General features: G+C 38.2%; 27 protein-coding genes and 1 riboswitch. Of the genes, 1 reads left to right on the forward strand and 26 read right to left on the reverse strand.

Going from position 1 to position 21,633, the window contains the following annotated elements:
- Positions 1–169: 169 nt before the first annotated feature.
- The 8 genes from yidC to H624_RS11450 all read right to left on the reverse strand — a co-directional run bounded on the left by yidC (position 170) and on the right by H624_RS11450 (position 7,664).
- On the reverse strand, positions 170–1,033 hold the full coding sequence (gene yidC, locus H624_RS0101405) for a membrane protein insertase YidC (RefSeq protein WP_026865985.1): 864 nt from the start codon (positions 1,031–1,033) through the stop codon (positions 170–172).
- A 98-nt stretch (positions 1,034–1,131) separates the two neighbouring features.
- Positions 1,132–1,746, reverse strand: coding sequence for a thiamine phosphate synthase (gene thiE / locus H624_RS0101410; RefSeq protein ID WP_026865986.1), 615 nt, complete (start codon positions 1,744–1,746; stop codon positions 1,132–1,134).
- Complete coding sequence (gene thiM, locus H624_RS0101415) at positions 1,739–2,509, reverse strand: hydroxyethylthiazole kinase (RefSeq protein ID WP_051220438.1); 771 nt, start codon at positions 2,507–2,509, stop codon at positions 1,739–1,741. Before thiM ends, thiE begins: the two co-directional genes overlap by 8 nt.
- A 2-nt stretch (positions 2,510–2,511) precedes the next feature.
- Positions 2,512–3,306 (reverse strand): bifunctional hydroxymethylpyrimidine kinase/phosphomethylpyrimidine kinase, encoded by a 795-nt coding sequence (thiD, locus tag H624_RS0101420; RefSeq protein WP_370545429.1) that lies wholly within the window; start codon positions 3,304–3,306, stop codon positions 2,512–2,514.
- Positions 3,307–3,372: 66 nt separating this feature from the next.
- Positions 3,373–3,471: riboswitch (TPP riboswitch) on the reverse strand.
- 37 nt (positions 3,472–3,508) lie between these two features.
- Positions 3,509–5,077, reverse strand: a complete 1,569-nt coding sequence (locus tag H624_RS0101425; protein WP_026865989.1) for an ABC transporter permease — start codon at positions 5,075–5,077, stop codon at positions 3,509–3,511.
- Positions 5,074–5,949: an ABC transporter ATP-binding protein gene (locus tag H624_RS0101430; protein WP_026865990.1), complete on the reverse strand. Its 876-nt coding sequence runs from the start codon at positions 5,947–5,949 to the stop codon at positions 5,074–5,076. The genes H624_RS0101425 and H624_RS0101430 overlap by 4 nt, the downstream gene beginning before the upstream one ends.
- A gap of 81 nt (positions 5,950–6,030) precedes the next feature.
- Entirely contained in the window at positions 6,031–6,837 is an 807-nt protein-coding gene (locus tag H624_RS0101435) for a transglycosylase family protein (RefSeq protein ID WP_026865991.1), read from the reverse strand.
- A gap of 284 nt (positions 6,838–7,121) precedes the next feature.
- Positions 7,122–7,664: a single-stranded DNA-binding protein gene (locus H624_RS11450; RefSeq protein WP_051220439.1), complete on the reverse strand. Its 543-nt coding sequence runs from the start codon at positions 7,662–7,664 to the stop codon at positions 7,122–7,124.
- A gap of 192 nt (positions 7,665–7,856) precedes the next feature.
- Between H624_RS11450 and H624_RS0101445 the strand changes: the two genes are divergently transcribed.
- Positions 7,857–8,282, forward strand: a complete 426-nt coding sequence (locus tag H624_RS0101445) for a YwpF family protein (RefSeq protein ID WP_026865992.1) — start codon at positions 7,857–7,859, stop codon at positions 8,280–8,282.
- A 38-nt stretch (positions 8,283–8,320) separates the two neighbouring features.
- Here H624_RS0101445 and fabZ read toward each other — a convergent pair whose 3' ends face one another.
- The 18 genes from fabZ to rpiB form a co-directional block, all read right to left on the reverse strand.
- Positions 8,321–8,758, reverse strand: coding sequence for a 3-hydroxyacyl-ACP dehydratase FabZ (gene fabZ, locus H624_RS0101450; RefSeq protein ID WP_026865993.1), 438 nt, complete (start codon positions 8,756–8,758; stop codon positions 8,321–8,323).
- A gap of 8 nt (positions 8,759–8,766) precedes the next feature.
- Positions 8,767–8,955 carry a DNA-directed RNA polymerase subunit beta gene (locus H624_RS0101455; protein ID WP_026865994.1) on the reverse strand — a complete coding sequence of 63 codons (189 nt, stop codon included), beginning with the start codon at positions 8,953–8,955 and terminating at the stop codon, positions 8,767–8,769.
- Positions 8,956–8,967: 12 nt separating this feature from the next.
- Entirely contained in the window at positions 8,968–10,260 is a 1,293-nt protein-coding gene (murA, locus tag H624_RS0101460; RefSeq protein WP_026865995.1) for a UDP-N-acetylglucosamine 1-carboxyvinyltransferase, read from the reverse strand.
- Between the two features lie 69 nt (positions 10,261–10,329).
- The gene (locus tag H624_RS0101465; RefSeq protein ID WP_026865996.1) at positions 10,330–10,560 is read right to left on the reverse strand and encodes a DUF1146 family protein; all 231 of its coding nucleotides are present in this window, start codon (positions 10,558–10,560) and stop codon (positions 10,330–10,332) included.
- A 51-nt stretch (positions 10,561–10,611) separates the two neighbouring features.
- A complete protein-coding gene (locus H624_RS0101470) occupies positions 10,612–11,016 on the reverse strand; it encodes a F0F1 ATP synthase subunit epsilon (protein ID WP_026865997.1) in 405 nt (134 codons plus the stop codon).
- 16 nt (positions 11,017–11,032) lie between these two features.
- On the reverse strand, positions 11,033–12,448 hold the full coding sequence (gene atpD / locus H624_RS0101475) for a F0F1 ATP synthase subunit beta (RefSeq protein ID WP_026865998.1): 1,416 nt from the start codon (positions 12,446–12,448) through the stop codon (positions 11,033–11,035).
- 21 nt (positions 12,449–12,469) lie between these two features.
- Positions 12,470–13,345 carry an ATP synthase F1 subunit gamma gene (gene atpG / locus H624_RS0101480; protein WP_026865999.1) on the reverse strand — a complete coding sequence of 292 codons (876 nt, stop codon included), beginning with the start codon at positions 13,343–13,345 and terminating at the stop codon, positions 12,470–12,472.
- Between the two features lie 26 nt (positions 13,346–13,371).
- Positions 13,372–14,880 carry a F0F1 ATP synthase subunit alpha gene (atpA, locus tag H624_RS0101485; RefSeq protein WP_026866000.1) on the reverse strand — a complete coding sequence of 503 codons (1,509 nt, stop codon included), beginning with the start codon at positions 14,878–14,880 and terminating at the stop codon, positions 13,372–13,374.
- A 15-nt stretch (positions 14,881–14,895) separates the two neighbouring features.
- The gene (locus tag H624_RS0101490; RefSeq protein ID WP_026866001.1) at positions 14,896–15,438 is read right to left on the reverse strand and encodes a F0F1 ATP synthase subunit delta; all 543 of its coding nucleotides are present in this window, start codon (positions 15,436–15,438) and stop codon (positions 14,896–14,898) included.
- Entirely contained in the window at positions 15,438–15,956 is a 519-nt protein-coding gene (locus H624_RS0101495) for a F0F1 ATP synthase subunit B (protein ID WP_026866002.1), read from the reverse strand. The genes H624_RS0101490 and H624_RS0101495 overlap by 1 nt, the downstream gene beginning before the upstream one ends.
- A gap of 99 nt (positions 15,957–16,055) precedes the next feature.
- Positions 16,056–16,271: a F0F1 ATP synthase subunit C gene (gene atpE, locus H624_RS0101500; RefSeq protein ID WP_026859255.1), complete on the reverse strand. Its 216-nt coding sequence runs from the start codon at positions 16,269–16,271 to the stop codon at positions 16,056–16,058.
- A gap of 46 nt (positions 16,272–16,317) precedes the next feature.
- Positions 16,318–17,052, reverse strand: coding sequence for a F0F1 ATP synthase subunit A (gene atpB / locus H624_RS0101505; RefSeq protein WP_026866003.1), 735 nt, complete (start codon positions 17,050–17,052; stop codon positions 16,318–16,320).
- A 4-nt stretch (positions 17,053–17,056) separates the two neighbouring features.
- The gene (locus H624_RS0101510) at positions 17,057–17,425 is read right to left on the reverse strand and encodes an ATP synthase subunit I (protein ID WP_026866004.1); all 369 of its coding nucleotides are present in this window, start codon (positions 17,423–17,425) and stop codon (positions 17,057–17,059) included.
- 118 nt (positions 17,426–17,543) lie between these two features.
- Complete coding sequence (gene wecB, locus H624_RS0101515; protein ID WP_026866005.1) at positions 17,544–18,683, reverse strand: non-hydrolyzing UDP-N-acetylglucosamine 2-epimerase; 1,140 nt, start codon at positions 18,681–18,683, stop codon at positions 17,544–17,546.
- Positions 18,684–18,702: 19 nt separating this feature from the next.
- Positions 18,703–19,332 carry a uracil phosphoribosyltransferase gene (upp, locus tag H624_RS0101520; protein WP_026866006.1) on the reverse strand — a complete coding sequence of 210 codons (630 nt, stop codon included), beginning with the start codon at positions 19,330–19,332 and terminating at the stop codon, positions 18,703–18,705.
- Between the two features lie 62 nt (positions 19,333–19,394).
- Positions 19,395–20,630: a serine hydroxymethyltransferase gene (locus H624_RS0101525; protein WP_026866007.1), complete on the reverse strand. Its 1,236-nt coding sequence runs from the start codon at positions 20,628–20,630 to the stop codon at positions 19,395–19,397.
- A gap of 16 nt (positions 20,631–20,646) precedes the next feature.
- Complete coding sequence (locus tag H624_RS0101530; RefSeq protein WP_026866008.1) at positions 20,647–21,195, reverse strand: TIGR01440 family protein; 549 nt, start codon at positions 21,193–21,195, stop codon at positions 20,647–20,649.
- On the reverse strand, positions 21,164–21,592 hold the full coding sequence (gene rpiB / locus H624_RS0101535; protein ID WP_026866009.1) for a ribose 5-phosphate isomerase B: 429 nt from the start codon (positions 21,590–21,592) through the stop codon (positions 21,164–21,166). The genes H624_RS0101530 and rpiB overlap by 32 nt, the downstream gene beginning before the upstream one ends.
- Between the last annotated feature and the right edge of the window lie 41 nt (positions 21,593–21,633).

Below are 21,633 nucleotides of genomic sequence, written 5' to 3' on the forward strand. Positions count from 1 at the left end.
TATATCAACCTGAACAAAAAAAGACTGTCTAACTTGCATAAAGCAAGTTAGACAGTCAGATAAATTGTTTCATCAACCTTATTTGACGTAGAGCCATATCACCAATCCTATAACACTAAAAGCCGATGTATGAATTATAATTCATACATCGGCTTTCTTATTTTAACAATTATTTTTTACGTTTTTTCTTAGGTTTAACTCTTGAGTTTTTCAAGCGTTTTTCCTTTTCAGCTTTTTCTTTCTCATGTGCTTCAATAATTGGTGCCATTTCTTCATGTACTTTCTTACGATAGAAAGTATTACCTGCCCAAGTTTGGAAGATTAGGAATAGACCACCAACTGCCCAATATAATGGTAAGGCTGAAGGAGAAATTGCTGAAATCCAGATAATCATCAACGGTGAAATAAACATAAATAGTCTCATTTGTTGACGTTGTTCTTCTGGTACAAATCTCATTGAAATCCATGCTTGAACTGCATATACAATACCTGCAATTGCAACCATGAAGTAGTCTGTTTGCGTTAAGTCCATCCATAGGAACTCTGGGTGTGCTTCAATCCCACCTTCTGAAGGGAATCTAAGTGCAAAGTATAAGGCCATAACGATTGGCATTTGAATTAATATCGGTAGACAACCCATATTTAAGGGGTTGATATCATGTTTTTTGTACAATGCCATCATTTCTTGCTGTGCCGCCATCTTCTCCTCTTGAGTCGTAGCGACCTTAACTCGTTGTTGAATTTCTTCCATCTCAGGTTTGACGATCTTCATTTTTTCTCTCATCATCATCTGATTCTTGTATGTACGCATCATGAACGGGAAGATTGCTAGACGAACAATCAATGTAATAATAATGATTGCCAAACCATAATTGTAATCTAAGTTATCTCCTAGCCAATGTAATAATGAATCCATTGGGCTAACTAATGTGTTATAGAAGAAGCCGTCTCTATTCTCTTCTTGAGAATAATCACATCCTGCAAGGAATAAGACTAAAATCATAGAAGCAGGAAATAGCCATTTTTTAATCATTTCTTCACCTCAAATAATATCTCGCATAAAAAAGATTGTACCATATATTGAAGTGTATAAAAACCAATTTCAATGTAAATGGTTAATTTTTCACAAGGTTAGGAGAGAAATTGTGTCACTGTTTGGTCAATATTAGCTGACTGAGTAATTGCAGAGATCACAGAAATCCCATCTGCACCATTCAACAAACAGGACTTAAAATTATCTACAGTAATGCCACCGATAGCCACTATCGGCAAGGCTGTCTTTTTTGAAATTTCCTTTAACCCAGATAAACCGATGGCTTGACCAGCATCATCTTTAGAACTGGTCGGGTAAACAGGCCCACATCCCAAGTAATCAACACGACTCAAATCGCTCTGTTTTAGTTCTTCTAAATTACCGACAGATAAGCCGATGATTTTATTATTTAAGAAGGCTGGTAAATCTTTAGGATTGATATCAGCTTGCCCGACATGCACACCGTCAGCGTCTACAATTCTCTGAAGCTCTACATCATCATTAATTATAAAAGTGACCTTATATTTTTGACACAGGTCTTTTACTTCCATCGCAAATTGAATTAAATCTTCGCCACTTTTAATATTTTCTCCCTTTTCTCTCAACTGAAAACACGTCACTCCTGCCTTAAAGGCAGTTTCTAAATCTTTTAAAGGGTTTTTAAAGCTCGAAGATGAAGCGATGAGATATAACCTTAATACCGATCTATTCATGCACAGTCACCTTAGATTTTTGGTAGTCCGCTTCAGAGAATTTATACATTTCATCAATCAATTGAACTTGAAACATGCCTGGTCCTGACGTACTTAAAGCAGCTTGTTCTGCAGCAATGTTATATAAGCTCACTGCTTTAACAATAGCATCTTGGGTTCGGTCGACTGCTAAAAATGATGCACAAATTGCACCTAAAACACAGCCTGATCCTGTAATTTTCTCTTGGAATTCATGACCATTGTTCATAGAAATAATCGTTTCACCATTGGTATATGCATCGGTCTCACCGGTTACCAAAATTGGCACCTTTAATTTATCATAGGCAACTTTAACGATTTCTTCTGCTTTACCTTCTGCAATAGAGTCCACGCCTTTAGACTCAACATCTAAACCTGCTAAGGCCATAATTTCTCCTGTATTTCCCTTAATTAAATCGACCTTATGGTTTTCTAATATATGGTTGATGACGTTTCTTCTAAAAGTGGAAGCACCATATCCAACAGGATCTATAATCAGAGGTACTTGACTCTGATTCGCTTCTCTTGCCGCTGTTTCATAGAGTTCGATTTTATCTTCACTACAAGTTCCTATGTTGATGAGTACAGCGCCACTATGCTTAATTATGTCAGCCATCTCCTTCTTCTCGCCACTCATAATTGGTGATGCACCGAGTGCAAGTAGGCTATTTGCAGTGAATGGTTTTACTACATCATTGGTAATACATAGAACGAGTGGATTAATGCGTCTTAAGAGTTCAATCATTGTTATTCTCCTTTATATGAAAAATGATTTACCGGCCCACTACCTTGCCCGATACCAGGTGCATGTTTAATAGCATCTGTTATATACGCCTTCGCTGTTTTAAACGCATCTTCCTTAGTATTACCCTTAGCGAGCTCTGCAGTAAGTACCGCTGAAAATGTACATCCTGTACCATGTGTTTGATCTGTGTCGATTCTTTCACTGGATAGTGTCGTAATACGCTCCCCATCATACATATAGTCTGTCGCATCGCCGTCTAAGTGACCACCTTTAATAATGACACTTTTGGCCCCCATTTCATCAACGATGAATTTTAAAGCATGTTCTATATCTGATGTGTTTTCTATCTTCTGTCCTGTAATTGCCTCTGCCTCATGTAGATTTGGTGTCACAATATCAGCGAGCGGAATGAGTGTATTGATGAGCGTATCCATCGATGCTGCGGTCATCAAACGGTCCCCACTTGTTGCAATCATCACAGGATCCATGACATAAGGAATATCATATTCTCTTATGTATTTTGCAATTAAGGTCATCATATCCGCTTCAGCAATCATGCCCGTTTTCATTGCTTTTGGCACTTGATCATCAAAAACACTCTTAAGTTCCTTTTCGATAAAATCTATCGGTACGTTATAGACATCCTGAACGCCTAATGTATTTTGTGCAACAAGTGAGGTGATAACAGCCATGCCGTATACATCTCTTGATGAGAATGCCTTGATATCAGCAGGGACACCTGCCCCACCTGTTGGATCAGTTCCAGCTATTGTTAACGCAGTTGGTAAAGTCATTATTAGATTCCTCCTAAAAAATAAGCCCACTTCCTGAAAAGAAGTGGGCTTATCAAAACGAATGCTGTATTCATTTTATTCGCACTTCCCTCCGCCAGCATAACCTGGATCAGGTAAAAAGGGACAAGTTTTCACTATCTCAGCCAATTGGCGCCCCTAGTGGTAAATGTTATTTAAATGTATTGTATCACATTGTACTTTAGTGTCAAAGAAGATTCCGTTTCCTTATACATATTAAACCGATAAGCATCATCACAATACCTAGACTTGTAACAATTACAACTGCTAACTCATCTAAACCTTCTATAGGAACATCGCTCAAGTAATAAAATGGACTCAGTTTTAAGAAGTTTTCATTTAAGTCAATCAAACTTCCTAAATAATTAACCAAGAATATATATGCCAGATATATCCAGACAAATATATGAAGTCTAGCATATATACCAATGAGTAATGAAGAGACTCCTATAATAAATACCATTGCAGCACTGTAATTAATAAGTCCTTTAATGTAATCGACTTCTGTGAGCTCTAGTCCTGTCACATTAATACTAGCTAAATACATTCCAACTAAGGTCAGTAAATAACTCAGTATACCCACTAAGTTCGCGTAAAACCAGTGTATTAAATATGCCGTTGTAAGTGAAATTCTATTATTTAACGTCGCCGCGTTCATCATCTCTAAACGTCCTGATTTTTCTTCTATTAAAAATCTACCATTCACCATTAAGGCAGGTACCGTCGCAATTAGTGCAGAGATTATAAATAGTAAATTTATAAAAAACATGGTGCCATCTTGACCTTCAAATGCGGCTTTAAGCATATCATTTTGACCGATGACTTGATCAAGATCTCCAAAAATAGAACCGTAAGATAAACCAACTATAAAGAGACCCACTATCCATGACATCATCAAGACCTTACTATTGATGAAGGCTAATCTAAAGTAGCTTGAGATTTTTCTTTCCTTCGGTTTTTTATCGATATTAAAATAACCGCTTCCTAAATCACGCTTGTAAAACAATACGTAACTTAAGGCCACTAATAGAATGACGATTGAGAATGGCATGAGCCATAGTCCAGATGATTCTATACCATAGGCTTCTATACGAGACAACCAGTGATAAGGAGAGATTACAGAAAATCTTGTATCCACCACATCCGTCATTGCTCTGTACAGGTATAAAGCAAGGAGAACGGTGAGTGTCAGACCAAATGTTAGATCTGCACTTTGGAATAATTGTCCGAAAGAAAGCGTCAGTACAAAGAATGAGAGTCCAAATAAGCTCAGACCTAGTGCGTAATATAAGTTTCCAGGTAAGCTTAATCCTTCAACATTGATAAGTTGTAATCCGACAACTAGGATAAAACAGACAAGTATATTGATTATGATACCTAACATGATTTGTGAACTGATGATCGTCGATTTCTTCGTACCTGTCGTTAGAATATATTCCGTTAAACCTTCTTCCTCTGCTTTTCTCCCAATTCCGTTTGCGATTAAAATATTAAACAGACCATGGAAGATTGCCATAATTAACAACATTTGGTGCGCAAACATTACCGGTGATGTGTAATCCCCCTCTGGAATCGGTCCAATTAAGGCCACCATTGCAGGGTTATCAACGGTCATTTTCATACCTAAGCGTTCTTCTTCAGTCCCATATAGTGTGTTAAATACACTGGGTATCGACAGTGAGATACCACATAAAATCAGAAGCCATAAGAAGACCTGAAAACGCACATTACGTCCGATCAATCTAAAATATGTCATTTTGCATCCTCGTAATATCTCATGAAGATATCCTCAAGTTTTGGTGGTGTTGTTTTTAATGATTTGAGATTATAGATCTTCAAATATCTTAAAAACTGAGGAATATCATTATTATCGATGAACATATGGTAACCATCACTGTCAGATGAAAAATCATGAATAAATTTTTGATGTTTTAACGCATCAATATTATCATCAGTTTCGATGATATATTCTACTCGAGTAATGTGCCTAAGATCATTCATAGTACCAGCTTCTATGATTTTACCGTCTCTGATTATAGCAATACGATCCGCAAGCTTTTCAACCTCTGAAAGAATATGGCTCGATAATAAGACGGTCTTGTTATTATTTTTTAAGTTGATGATTTCTTCATGAAACACTCGCTCCATTAATGGGTCAAGACCAGTAGTTGGTTCATCAAAGATAAATACATCTGCATCACTGAGAAAAGCACTAATTAATGCAACTTTTTGTTTATTTCCCTTGGAATACGTCTTACATTTTTTATGTATATCTAATCTAAAACGTTCAATTAATGCCGCTTTTCTGTCATCGTTATGATAGCCTTTAGCAGCCATCATGAAGTCGATGACCTCACCACCTGTTAAGTTTCCCCACAGATTGACATCCCCAGGAACGTATGCAATCTTTTCAATATAGTTTTTATTTTCCTTAATATTTTTATCATTGAAAAGAATATCACCTTTCGTTGGTTCCAAAGCACCAATAATCATACGAATTGTCGTCGATTTCCCCGCTCCATTCGGTCCGATAAAACCAAAAACTTCTCCAGGATATAGAGTGAACGATACGTCTTTGACTGCTTTAACCTTGCCAAAATGTTTAGATAAATTCACCAGTTCAAGCATACTGAACCCTCCTTAATCTATTGGCTTAATTTTACCACAAAAAAACATCGACACTATAGGAGTGCCGATGTTGATTTTATCTTATAGTCTTGAACCACATACAGGCCAAGGTGATGATCCTCTTTGATCATATAGCATTTGTGCTCTTTGTGTTTGTTCAGCAGCAGATGCTTGTGAAGCAACACCTGAACCACCTACTGACTGCCAAGTTTGAGCATCAAACTGGTATAGGCCGTGATATAGACCATTAGCACTTACGACACTCGCGTTTCCGCCAGATTCACAAGCTGCTAAAGCACCCCAGTTTAAGCCGCTATTTGTATTTGTACTTTGTGCTTGTTGTTGTGGCTGCTGTTGTTGTTGTGCTTGTTGTTGAACTTCTTCTTCTTGAACCTCTTCAGCTGGCGCATTAGTTGTTGTTTCTTCAACTTCTTCCACCTCAGTTGCTGGTTCAGCAACTGGAGTTGCTGCATCTGGTGCTGCATCAGCGGAAACAACTAATTCTTTACCTACAAAAATAATATCTGATGATAGGTTGTTCCATTCTTTAAGTTCAGCTACAGAGACATCGAATTCTACAGCGATATCAAAAAGTGTGTCACCTGCTTCAATTACATATTTATCTTTTACTTCTTTATTGTCTTTGTCAGATGTTTCTTCTTTAGCTTCAGTTTTTATATCTTCATCAATTTCTAATACTTGACCAGGAACGATAATATCTGAAGTTAAGTTGTTATCTTTTTTAAGTGATTCAACTGTTACATTGTTCTCTTCTGCTAGTACCCATAATGAGTCACCTGATTCTACTGTGTGTGACGCCGCTTCTGCCGAATATGCAATAGTAGTTGAAACTGCTGCAACTGCTCCAAATGCTAAAACCTTTTTCATAAGAATATTTCCTCCATAATGTTTAATTCATTTTTACCAATACTGGCCGCTCTTTTTCATTAACGATATTTATTATAGGGAAAAAAGTCATTACATAGGTTACAGCAATTTAAAAATTTAATCGTTTCTTTACAATCATATTACAAAAAGTTCAGTTTAATACAATTAGATTTCATTAATCTGAATATTTTATATCATAAAAATAAGCATATCTATGAGCCGCAGCAGCTCATTAGATATGCTTTGTGAGTGAGATGAATTGGTGCATTATAAGTGGGGTATAATTAAGCGAGTACTTTCTCTTTGTCTTTACTTTCTTCTGTTTTAATTTCTGCTTCTTCAACTATGCTTTGAATCACTTCAATTTGCTTTTCTCTATCAGTATTTGCGGCTTGTTTTGACTCAGTTATAGTATGTACGTACTGTTCACCGAGTGCGTCTTGGATGTTGTAGTGATTGACTGCTTGTTCAATCAACCGAGATGGATTAGAAATATCTGTACGATTTTGAATCTTTTCAGGCACTTGTTTAACACTCTCTACCCAAATTTCCATGCGGTACTCTCTAGTACCATCATCACTTGTAGTTGTAGTGGTTGCTAACTGTCCACTGACACATAATATGTCACCTATATTTGTCATTTCTAATACTTTTGGTACACTCTTTCCAAAGGCTTTACAGTAAAGAAAATGTACTTCTTTTTCACGACGACTATCTTTCGGCACACGAACTGTAGCAATAATAAATGCATTGACACTACCTTGGGCATTTTTCGCAATGACGTTGTTGCTAATAAGTTCACCGACAAGCAATACTTTGTTCATCATCTTATTTCACCACCCTTCCTGTTACCAATGTAAGTGAGGATGAAATATTCTGCAAAAAGCAATAATTTCATTTCCGCTTAGAATAATATACAATAATGACAAAAGACCACTTAAAATATAGCAAGAATTCAAAAATAGTAAATTTTAGCATACGAAAAAAGATAATTTGTATTTTATGAAGGGGTAATCAAAATGAAATCATTTAAGGTGATTGATCTAAAAATTATTCAAGAACAGAATTTTATCGTTCCAGAAGTACTAGATGGTGTCATCATTAACTTAGAAGAAGGCGAGGAACCATGGATTATTGAGATTGTGACCTCCAGTCATCTATCATCAGTGCTCACCAAATTAAAAGATCAACAACTTGATATGATGGTGACAATTACTAGACCGACCAACACACCAGCAAAATTTTCAGCTACTTTAATGGATATTCATGATAAGGAAGATAAAACCTCAGTTATTTTTAAAGGGGCGATAGTCACTCATGGTCCAAACTATGCTGAGAACCTACTTGCCTACCTTGTTGAAAAAGGGTATGAAGGTGAGTCTCTCATTAAAGAATTCAATGTTCGTATGGAATCAAAAGAAGATTTTGAGAAAGAAGAGGAATAAAAAAATGCGTATGACAGCATTAAGTCATACGCATTTTTCTATTCACTTTTAACATCTGATATCGCAAATGTAATCTCACATTGGCAAGCAATTTCACCGTCTACTTTGGCAACAGCAGTTCCTTTACCAATTGGACCACGAATCTTCGTAATTTCTACGTATAGGTCAAGTGTGTCACCTGGTGTGACTTGTTTTTTAAAACGGCACTTATCTATACCAGCAAAAAAAGCCAGTTTCCCTTTATATTCCTCTTGTTGTAACAGTGCAACGCCACCAACCTGTGCTAATGCCTCAACAATTAACACACCAGGCATTACTGCATATTCAGGAAAATGACCTTCAAAGAATGCTTCATTACCTGATACTTGTTTAATTCCTCTACAGCTTACACCAGGATCAACTTCCGTTACTCTATCAATAAGTAAAAATGGTGGTCTGTGAGGTAAAATCGCTTTAATTTGATCATATGTCAGCATTGCTGTCGTCAACCCCTAGTCAAGTTAATGATATGTTCCCATGTTTCTATTCTAAATACACCAAACGGATTATCTAATATGCCATAGCCAATCATTAGGCCTAAAAAGATAAGCACAATAGCAACATATAGAAACAGTAAAATTCTAACTAACAATGGGAATCTACGGTGAACGATTTTTTGTTCTTGTTCTGCCATAGTATTACCCCTCTACTTTGATGTCACCAAATGCTCTATAGAAGTACTATCATCTGTACGTTCGATATCCGCACCTAGTGCTTTAAGTTTTTCATGGAAACGGACGTAACCACGATCTAAATGTTGAAGTTCCGATACGACAGTATAGTCTTTTGCAGCAAGTCCTGCAAGTACTAAAGCAGCACCCGCACGTAAATCAGTCGCTTTTACTTGAGCGCCAAATAACTGACCACCACCACGAATCACTGCGTGGTTATCTTCTAACGTAATGTCAGCATTCATTGCGGAGAATTCTCTAACGTGCATGAAACGATTCTCAAATATTGTTTCTGTGACGATACTCGTACCTTCAATCGTCGTTAATAAAGCCATCATCTGACTTTGCATGTCTGTTGGGAAACCAGGATGTGGCATCGTTTTAATATCTACATTTTTATATGTGTCAGCTGGAATAAGGCGAACATCATTGCCTTCTTCAACGAATGTAATGCCGATTTCCTCTAGTTTTGAAACGACTGCAGATAAGTGTTCAATGACTACATTCTTTAAGGTAATTTCACTTCTAGTAATGGCACCAGCAATCATAAAAGTACCAGCTTCTATACGGTCAGGAATAACTGAATGCTCAGTCCCTTTCAAGGATTCAACACCTACAATTTTAATGTGTCCAGTTCCTGCACCAGTGACATGACCACCCATTACATTAATGTAATTTGCTAAATCTACAATTTCAGGCTCCATTGCAGCATTCTCTAAATGAGTAACGCCTTCTGCTAAACTCGCAGCCATCATTAAGTTCTGAGTCGCCCCAACACTTGGGAAGTCCATGTGAATTTTTGTTCCTTGTAGACGACCATCAATTTTACCTTCGATGTAACCAGCAGTCTGTTGGAAAGACGCACCCATCTTTTCTAGACCTTTAATATGTTGTTCAATCGGTCTTGAACCAATTGCGCAACCACCTGGCATCGCGATATTACAATAGCCATAACGGCTCAGTAATGGTCCCATTACGAGCATACTTGCGCGCATTTTACTGACAAGTTCATATGGTGCGATGCAGGTAAGTTCACCTGAAGCGTCAATTGTAACTTGATTTTTACCTCGTTCTACTTTTGCGCCTAAAATTTTATTTAAGTTAGTTAATGTATCTACATCTGATAATTCTGGTACGTTTTTAATAATTGACTGTCCCTCTGATGCTAATAGAGATGCTGCCAAAATCGGTAGTACTGCGTTTTTAGCCCCTTCTATTTCAACGGAACCAGATAGCTTGTTACCACCTTTAACTATAATCTTTTCCATCTTCTCACTCCATAAATTCTCTACCACTCATGTCAATAATACGTTGTTAACACTGCCTTTGTAAAGCGATTAGCTAAACATAATAGCCGCCTCTTGAGTATATCTGAATACGTCCATTATAAAGTTACTTAGCGCTGTCCCAATCAATACACTGAGCAAGATCATTAACATTCGTCCACGAGCGACTTCTCCTTGCTTGAAGAGTAGTTCAAGCCTCACTCCTTTTAATACCCAAAATGCGAGTATTATACACAGGAAGTGAAGAATTATATGCATAAATGCAAGTTCAGAATAACCCATAGTTTAATCTCCTTTAAATGAAAAAAAGACTGGATTATCCAGTCTTTTAGTTTAATATTTTGAAACCTCTAGGCGATTTACTGCACGGTGAAGTGCAAGTTCTGCGCGGTACTTATCAACGCGCTCGTCCTGGGCACGATTTAAGAGTTCTTCTGCTCTTTTTTTCGCTGCCTCAGCACGCTCTGTATCAATTTCAGCAGAGAATTCGCCAGCTTGAACAAGTACTGTGACTTGTTCTGGTTTGATTTCAGCAAAGCCTTCAGTAACCGCTAAGTACTCAAACTTTCCATCAATCTTAACGCGAAGGACACCTATTTTAAGTGGTGTAACTGTAGGAATGTGTCCTGCCATCACACCAAGTTCGCCCTGTACAGTTTGAAGAACCACAATCTCGCAGTCTTCTTCATGAAAGACAGAACCATTAGGAGTAACTACATCCAGTGCAATTGTTGCCATGATTTACCCTCCCGTTTTAGACTTCCGCACCTTGTTGACGTGCTTTTTCAAGAACATCTTCGATGCCGCCTACGAGACGGAATGCATCTTCCGGAACGTGGTCGTATTTTCCTTCTAAAATCTCTTTGAAATCCTGTACAGTTTGTTTAACTGGTACATATGAACCTTTTTGCCCTGTAAACTGTTCAGCAACGTGGAAATTCTGACTTAAGAAGAACTGAATACGACGCGCACGTGCGACTGTATTTTTGTCTTCATCAGATAACTCATCCATACCAAGGATTGCAATGATATCTTGCAACTCACTGTATTTCTGAAGTGTCTCTTGAACGCCCCTAGCTACATTGTAGTGCTCTTCTCCAACAATGTTAGGAGAAAGCGCACGTGATGTTGAAGCAAGTGGATCCACTGCTGGGTAAATACCCATTTCAGAAAGTTTACGCTCTAAGTTTGTTGTTGCATCAAGGTGAGCAAATGTTTGTGCTGGTGCCGGGTCAGTATAGTCATCGGCAGGTACGAATACCGCTTGAATTGACGTTACTGAACCAACATTTGTTGATGTAATACGTTCTTGTAACTGACCCATTTCAGTTGCAAGTGTAGGTTGATAACCAACCGCTGAAGGCATACGTCCAAGAAGTGCAGACACCTCTGAACCAGCTTGTGTAAAGCGGAAAATGTTATCGATAAATAGCAATACGTCCTGACCTTGTTCATCACGGAAATATTCTGCCATTGTTAATCCTGAAAGTGCAACACGCATACGCGCACCAGGTGGTTCATTCATTTGACCGAAGACCATTGCAGTCTTCTCGATTACACCTGAATCTTTCATTTCGTAGTAAAGGTCATTACCTTCACGTGTACGTTCACCAACTCCGGCGAATACAGAAATACCACCGTGCTCTTGGGCAACGTTATTGATTAGTTCTTGAATAAGAACGGTTTTACCTACACCGGCACCACCGAACAACCCAACTTTACCACCTTTGGTATAAGGGGCAAGTAAGTCTACTACTTTAATTCCAGTCTCAAGAATCTCAGTTGAAGTAGATAATTCATCGAATTTAGGTGCTAATCTATGAATTGGGTCACGACGCTCACTGGCTGGGATTGGTTCACCTAAATCAATATTTTCACCAAGGATGTTGAATACACGACCTAGTGTGTTTTCGCCAACTGGTACAGAAATTGGCGCACCAGTATTAACAACTTCAGCACCACGACGTAAGCCATCTGTTGAACTCATCGCAATCGTTCTAACAATGTTATCTCCGCGGTGAAGCGCAACTTCTAAAGTCAGTGAGATTGGTTCTGAACCGGCAATGTCAATTTTTACAGTAAGCGCATTATTAATTTCAGGTAGTTCGCCTTCGTTGAATCTTACATCAACAACTGGCCCCATAATTTGGACTACTTGACCTAAAGCCATTTAATTTCCTCCTAATCTCTTTTATTCTAATGCAGAAGCACCGCCAACGATTTCCGTAATTTCCTGGGTAATCGCAGCTTGTCTTAAGCGGTTATACTGCAGTGTAAGATCGCCAATAAGTTCCTTGGCGTTGTCAGTTGCTGCTTTCATTGCTGTCATACGGGCTGCATGCTCACTCGCTTTCGCATCAAGTAAAGCACCATATATTAAGCTCTCAGCATACTGAGGTAAAATTGTTTCAAGAATTGATTCTTTATCTGGTTCAAATTCGTAACTTGCAAGTGCTGATTCTTCACTTTCAGTTTGAATATCGCGCTCTGTTAGTGGAAGCAGTTTTCTTACAGTAATATCTTGTTGTAAGACGTTTACGAATTTATTATACACAATGTACAATTCGTCAATATCTTCATTAACGAATTCGTTTACCGATTGGCTCGCAATTTCTTTCACGCTTGCGAAATCAGGCTGATCCGGTAGGCCAAGTCGATAGTTCGTTATATCAAAACCACGCCCTATTAAAGTCTCATAGCCAATTTTACCGAGGACGAATAGATCATATGAATCCGGATTATTGTCGTGTTTCTTGGCAACTTCTTGTGAAATTGCTTTGACAACATTACTATTGTAAGCCCCTGCTTTACCGGTATCACTTGAAATAATGATGTAACCCGTTCTCTTAATTGGTCTCTCTTCTAACATAGGGTGTGAGCTTTCATTATCGCTAGCAGCAATTCCTCTTACAGTTTCTTGGATTTTATCCATATAGGGTTGGAACTGTTTCGCATTTTGCTCCGCCCTACTAAGTTTAGAGTTTGCTACCATGTGCATTGCGCCTGTTAATTGACTCATCTTTTTCGTTGAGCCAATCCGGCCTTTAATTTCTCTTAATGAAGCCATGAATTCACCACCTTAGTCTTACTTAATTAGTTAGAAGGGTTAAAGAGCTTTTTAAAGCTGTTGATTGCTTCGTCAAATGCATTTCCGTCTGGTAACTGTTTAGTATCAGCGATTTGCTTCAATAGTTCCGGTTGATTTGCATCCATCCAGCTTAGGAATTCAGCTTCAAAACGAGTCACATCTTCAACAGGTACATCATCTAAATAACCATTAACGAGTGCAAATAAAATTGCAACTTGTTTTTCAACTTTTAACGGTGCGTTTTCCGGTTGTTTAAGTACTTCAACAGTACGTGCACCACGGTCAAGTTTCGCTTTAGTTGCTTCATCTAAGTCTGAACCGAACTGAGCAAAAGCCTCAAGTTCACGGTAAGACGCTAAGTCTAGACGTAATGTACCGGCAACTTTTTTCATTGCTTTAATTTGTGCAGAACCACCAACACGTGATACTGATAATCCGGCGTTGATTGCTGGACGTACACCTGAGTGGAATAGATCACTCTGTAAGAAGATCTGTCCATCAGTGATTGAGATAACGTTTGTTGGAACGAAGGCACTGATATCGCCAGCTTGTGTTTCGATGAATGGTAGTGCTGTAATCGAACCGCCACCTAAATCGTCATTTAATTTCGCTGCGCGTTCTAAAAGACGACTGTGTAGGTAGAATACGTCACCTGGGAAAGCTTCACGACCTGGCGGACGACGTAATAGTAAAGATAACTCACGGTAAGCAGCTGCTTGTTTAGTTAAGTCATCATATACGATTAGAACGTGTTTACCATTGAACATGAATTCTTCTGCCATTGATACACCAGCATATGGTGAGATGTATAGTAATGGCGCTGGATCTGCAGCACCTGCAGTTACAACAATTGTGTAGTCAAGCGCACCGTTTTTACGTAGCGTTTCTACTGTTGAACGTACTGTAGATTCTTTTTGTCCAATCGCAACATATACACAAATCATGTCTTGATCTTTTTGGTTTAAGATTGTATCAATCGCGACAGTCGTTTTACCAGTTTGACGGTCACCGATAATTAATTCACGTTGTCCACGACCAATTGGTACTAGCGCATCGATTGCTTTAATACCTGTTTGTAGTGGCTCATCAACACTTTTACGATCCATAACCCCTGTTGCTGGACTTTCAATAGGTCTCGTTTTACTTGTGTTGATTGGCCCTTTACCATCTATTGGTTGACCAAGTGGGTTTACAACACGGCCAATAAGTTCTTCACCAACAGGTACCTCCATAATACGTCCTGTACGTTTAACTTCATCGCCTTCTTTAATGTCGTCACTTGGCCCAAGAATTACTATACCAACATTATCTTCTTCAAGGTTTTGAGCAAGTCCTAATACTCCACTAGGAAACTCAATTAACTCTCCAGCCATCGCATCGTTTAAACCGTGAGCAAGTGCAATACCATCACCAACCTGGATTACAGTACCAGTGTCTGTGACTTGCATGTCCTTGTCATAGTTTTCAATTTGACTTCTTAAGAGAGCACTTATTTCGTCAGCTTTGATTGCCATGAAAATGTCACTCCTTTAGCTATTCGTATGTTCTTTAAATTTATTTCTGATGCCTTCAAGTTGATTCTGTACTGAACCGTCGTATACTTTCGAACCGATAAGTACTCTTACACCACCAATGAGCGCCTCATTGATATTGTTTGTAATGAGCAGTTTTTCATAGCCTGTTTTATCGATAAAAATCTGTCCAAGCTGATCTAGCTCTTCAGTGGAAAGTTTATATACAGATTCTACAGTCACACGCGCCTGATTATGTTGTTCATCATATAGATGAAGGAATTCACTGTAAACTTCGTCTACTAATGAGACGCGATGCTTATCCGTTAAAATCCTCAATAAGTTCAAAAGCAGTCTGTGACTATCTTTAAATGTTGTCTCGATTACATTCTTTCTATCTTCAATAGATACTTTAGGGTTATTCATGAATTCTTTAAAGCTCTCAACTGAAGCGATTGCTTTAGTCACTTCAAAAAAATCATTTTTAACTTCTTCTAAAACATCTTCTTTTACCGCTACTTCATATAATGCATTGGCATATTGTTGACTCGCTCTCGCCATTATTTATCGCCCGCTTCCTGTAAATACTTAGAAACAAGGCCTTTTTGATCTTCAACATTGAGTTCTTTTACAATCATCTTCTCTGCAATAAGTACAGATAGTTCAGCTACTTGATCATTGATATCTCTGACTGCTTGTTCTTTCTCACGCTCAATATCAACTTTCGCTTCTTGAATCATCTGTGTCGCGCGAGTTTGAGCATCAGTGATAATTGCTTCTTGTTCTTTCTTCGCTTGACCTTTGGCATTTTCCATCAGTTCAGAAATTTCTGCTTGTGTTTGTTTTAACAATGCATCGTTCTCTGCTTTTAAGCGTTCTGCCTCAGCTTTTCTTTGTTCTGCAGAATCTATATCGTCATGAATTAGCTGTTCGCGATCATCCATGATTTTTTTAACTGGTTTCCAAACGTAATATGAAAGCACTAAAAGTAATGCTATGAAACTGACTAACAAGACAAATGATGTGCCGACTGCAGTACCCATACTCTCACCAGCAGCACCTAAAATTAATAGTTCCACCTATGTACACTCCTTTCAAAAAAGTCTTTTCACCTGTAATTATTTACATAATAAGATGGCGAAATCTTTAAAGTAAGACTTCGCCTTTTATAACGACTCTTAGAACGTGAACATAAGTAAGAATGCAATAACGATCGCCATGATTGGAACGGCCTCAACAACCCCGATACCAATGAACATAATCGTTTGTAATGGACCACGTGATTCAGGTTGACGTGCAACACCTTCTACAGTTTTTGAAACAACCATACCGATACCAAATGATGCGCCAAGAGCGGCTAAACCTGCTGCAATACCAGCTGCTAGTAAATTCATAAAATATTTCCTCCTAGAAATTTAAATAATTAGTTTTTATTATATATTAATGATCATCGCTCACCTTATGTGATAGATAAACCATTGATAACATTACGAATATAAATGCCTGAATTGCACCTATAAATACTTTGAATCCTTGCCATACCATCATCGGAATAAATCCTAAAGCACCTAACACGCTACCGCTCACTACTAAATTAAGTAGTAACAGAAGTAGGATTTCCCCAGCGTAGACGTTACCGTAAAGACGTAAACCTAACGTTAAGTTATATGTAAATTCTTCGATGAATTTGATTGGTGCTAACCACCACATCGGTGTAACATACTGTTTTAAATAGCCGCCGACACCTTGTTGCTTCACGCCGTAATAGTGTGTCAAAACAATCATCAAGCCTGCCAATGTCAGTGTGACTACTGGATCAGCTGTCGGTGATTTAACCCACAATGTGTGATCTGCATCTGGTGCGATAAACGTAAATGGTATACCAATTAAGTTTCCGACTAAAATAAATAAGAACAGTGTTAATGCTAAAAAGTGGAATTGTCCACCATCTTTCCACGACATGTTACTCTTGATGATTCCTTTGACAAAGTTCATCAGCGCTTCGACAAGGACTTGCCCTTTACCTGTAGGTCTTACCGCGAGTTTTCGCGTCATGAAAAACAGTGTAAAAAATATGACTAGACATGTGATGATAATCATCAAGGAAGTTGCAAGTTCAAAAATGATTGGTATCCCAAATAAATTAAGTTCCAAGGTTGGACTTCCGTGTTCCATTTCTTCACCTCTTCCGTTTATAAAGTTCAAGTACTGCACGCCAGACAATCAGCGCATAAGTCAGTAAGAGTCCGACTAACATACCAAAGATATTAATATAGTCGGGGAATCTTACCCAGATTAAACAGAGTGCAATGACGACGAGCATGCGCGTCAAAGTCCCTGTCTTCACCCTTTCACCATTGCTCTCTTGTGCCACTTTTAAATGATAAAACCAACTATATGATGTAAACATCGAGCCAATTATACCAAGTGATAAACCTAGAAAAAACGGTGAAAATGTAAATATATAAACAATAGTACTGATTATAAAAAGTACTATTAAATATTTCAAAAAGAGCTGAAAATAGCTTTTAAAAATTTGTGATGTCATGGTTACTCCCTGACTAAATGTAAAAGTTGTGAAAACAATTACATGCTCTAATAATTTTATCGGAGTGTGTTTTTTGTGTCAACAAAATCTCAGAATCTTAACATGTTGTTCACAATTACTAATCGTTTACAGAGAAACTGATAGGTTTTTCTTTTAGTATTCCATAGTAATACTTAATATTGTCACATATTCTTCGTGATGCTTGCCCATCTCCGTATGGATTTTGAGTTTGAGCCATGTTGTTATATTTCGCTTCATCAGTTAAAAGCTCTTTGGCTAATTGGTAGATATTTTCCTTATCAATACCAGCAAGTTTTAGAGTCCCTGCTTTGACACCTTCAGGGCGTTCAGTTGTATCTCTTAAAACAAGGACAGGTTTACCTAGTGAAGGCGCTTCTTCTTGAACCCCACCAGAGTCTGTCATGATTAAATGACTCTTAGCTGCAAAGTTGTGAAAATCTAAAACATCTAATGGCTCAATCAACTCAATTCGGTCATGTCCACCTAGATATTGATCAGCAATTTCACGCACTTTAGGATTCTTATGCATTGGGTAAACGACAGTAACGTCTTCAAACTCATCCACAAGTTGTCTAACCGCTCCAAAAATGTTGAGCATTGGTGTACCAATGTTTTCACGACGGTGTGCAGTGAGCAATACGACTTTGTTATCTTTATGTTTTTCAATAATTTCTGAATGATAGTCATCATTAACAGTAGTCTTTAATGCATCGATTGCTGTATTCCCTGTAACTGAAATACGTTCCGCATCTTTCGCTTCATTTAATAGATTTTGACGGGCATCATCAGTCGGTGCAAAGTGTAAATCTGCTAAGACACCTGTCATTTGACGGTTCGCCTCTTCAGGGAAAGGTGAATATTTGTTATGTGTACGTAAACCTGCTTCCACGTGACCGATGTCTACTTCGTTGTAGAATGCAGCAAGAGAACCTGCAAAAGTCGTCGTTGTATCTCCGTGTACTAAAATCATATCAGGTTTTACTTCTTTGATTACTGATTCTAAACCATTAAGAACACGCCCTGTTACTTCAGATAAAGTCTGACCAGCTTTCATAATATTTAGATCATAATCAGGTGTGATTTCAAATGTTTCCAATACTTGGTCCAGCATTTCTCTATGTTGTGCCGTGACTACTACAATAGGTTCAATACTTTCATCTTTTTTCATTTCCAATACTAGAGGCGCCATTTTAATGGCTTCAGGTCTAGTACCAAAAATAGTCATTATTTTTTTCATAGCAATCTCCTAGATTTAATTATCGTGTGCCGAATAAACGGTCACCCGCGTCGCCAAGTCCTGGTACGATATAACTCTTCTCATTTAACTTTTCATCAAGTGCAGCAATATATATGTCTACATCCGGGTGCGCTTCTTTTAATACTTCAACGCCTTCTGGCGCTGCGATTAAACAGATAAAACGAATCTTAGTCGCACCATGTTTTTTAATAGCAGTAATCGCTTCTACTGCAGAAGCACCTGTCGCTAACATTGGATCGATAACAAAGATATCTCTATCTTCAATATCACCCGGGAATTTAGCATAGTACTCAATCGCTTCTAATGTTTCTGGATCACGGTATAAACCGATGTGTCCAACACGGGCAGATGGAATAAGTTTTAAAATACCTTCTTGCATACCGAGTCCCGCTCTTAGGATTGGTACAAGACCCAATTTTTTACCACTTAATCTTTTAGCCGTTGTTTCTTGTACAGGTGTCTTTACTGTGACATCTTCTAAAGATAAATCTCTCGTAACTTCGTATGCCATTAGCATACCCACTTCATCTACGAGTTCTCTAAATTGTTTTGTCGAAGTTTTCTCATCACGTATGTAAGACATCTTATGTTGAATTAACGGATGATCCATTACTTGTACTTTAGACATATTACTTCCTCCACTCCAGAAATTAACCGGATGATACCATCCGGTTTATATTATAACTTACTTTATTTATATAGTGGATACTTTCCTGTCAATTTTGTTACCTTATCCTGAATTCCATCAAAACTTTCCTCGTCTTTAAGGCGAGTTAAAGTTTCTACTATAATATTACCGACTTCTGTCATATCTTCTGTTGTGAATCCTCTTGTTGTCATTGCTGGTGTACCCAGGCGAATACCACTTGTAACGAAAGGTGATGCTTCGTCAAATGGAATTGTATTCTTGTTTACTGTAATTCCGACTTCATCTAACGCTTCTTCGGCTGCTTTACCAGTCAGACCAAACGCTTTTACATCAACGAGTACTAAGTGGTTATCCGTCCCGCCCGATACGATACGTAAACCACCCTTTTCAAGTGATGTCGCTAAGGCTTGTGCATTATCAATCACTTGTTGCTGGTATACTTTAAATTCTGGTTGTAGGGCTTCACCAAAAGCAACAGCTTTAGCTGCAATAACATGCATTAATGGTCCACCTTGAATACCAGGGAAGATTGTTTTATCGATTATTTTTGCATACTCATCGGTAGTTAAAATAAGACCTCCACGTGGCCCTCTCAATGTTTTATGAGTTGTTGATGTTACAAAGTGAGCATGTGGAACTGGGTTCGGATGTAATCCAGCTGCAACTAAGCCAGCAATATGCGCCATATCTACTAATAGGAAGGCACCAACCTCATCTGCAATCTCACGGAACTTCTCAAAGTCCAAAGTCTTTGCATACGCACTACCACCTGCAACAATCATTTTTGGTTGCTCTTTAACAGCAACTTCACGTAGTGCATCATAATCGATTTCTTCAGTGTCTCTTGTCACCCCATAGGAAACAAAATTAAATAACTTACCGCTGAAATTTACTGGTGACCCGTGTGTTAAATGTCCACCATGAGACAAGTTCATACCAAGGATTTTATCCCCCGATTCTAACACACTGAAGTAAACAGCCATATTCGCCTGAGAACCTGAGTGTGGTTGAACATTAGCGTGTTCTGCTCCAAATATTTCTTTTACGCGGTCACGTGCAAGGTTTTCAACAACATCAACATGTTCACATCCACCGTAATAACGTTTTTCAGGATAACCTTCTGCGTATTTATTTGTTAATATTGACCCTTGAGCTTCCAATACAGCCTGTGAAACAAAGTTTTCACTAGCAATGAGTTCAATATTGTTATTTTGTCTATCCAGTTCCTTATTAATCACTTCTTGTACTTGTGGATCTTGATTGCTTATGTAAGACATAACTTACACCCCTTCATTATTTATAATGCGCTCTTGGTCCCCCAATAAGTTTCGGACGTGAACCCGCAATTGTTACAACTGCTTGGCCAACCGTTTTAACTGACGTGCGCACTGGTACGGCCACTTTCTTCATATGCATACCAATCATAGTTTGACCGATATCGATGCCGCAATCTGCGACGACACCTTCTACGACAACAGGGTCGTCAAGTTGTTGATACGCATATTCACTTAAACTTCCACCTGCATGTTTGTGAGGGACAACCGAAACCTCTTCTAACTGTAAGGCTTCTAAAGTTTCTCTTTCAGTCGTCAAGGCACGGTTGATATGCTCGCACCCTTGGAATAATAAATGTAGATCTTCGTTTTTCGCTAGATTAGAAAGATGCTCATAAATAACAACTGCCGCTTCTTCAGAACTGCCTTTACCGATTGCTTTTCCGACAGTTTCAGAAGTTGAACAACCAATAACTAAGATGTTTTTATTTTTAAAGAAATCATTTTCTTTTAATTCAGAAGTGAGTTGCTCTAAATCATGCTTCAATCTTAGAAATTCGTCTTTCATGTCTACCACCCTCGAATTCAGTATTTAGCCATGTATCTACAATGTCTATAGCTAAGCCTGGACCAATGACCCTCTCACCCATAGCCAAGATATTCGAATCATTGTGTTGACGCGTTGCCTTAGCTGAAAAAGTATCGTGAACTAAAGCACAACGGATACCTTTTGTTTTGTTGGCAGTAATACTCATACCGATACCTGTACCACAAATTAAAATGCCCTTATCAAATTCACCATTAGCCACTTTTTCAGACAGTGGCTTGGCATAGTCGGGATAATCAACAGAGTCTGTCGATTCAGGTCCAAAATCAGTAAAGTCAAGATTACTGTCATTTAAAAATTCAACAATCACTTTTTTTAAGTTGACACCACCATGGTCTGATGCAATTGCTATTTTCATAAGCTCATCTCCTTGTCATTCATTATACCTGTACGTACAGA

It is taken from the genome of Jeotgalicoccus marinus DSM 19772 (assembly GCF_000425825.1).
Taxonomy (GTDB): domain Bacteria; phylum Bacillota; class Bacilli; order Staphylococcales; family Salinicoccaceae; genus Jeotgalicoccus; species Jeotgalicoccus marinus.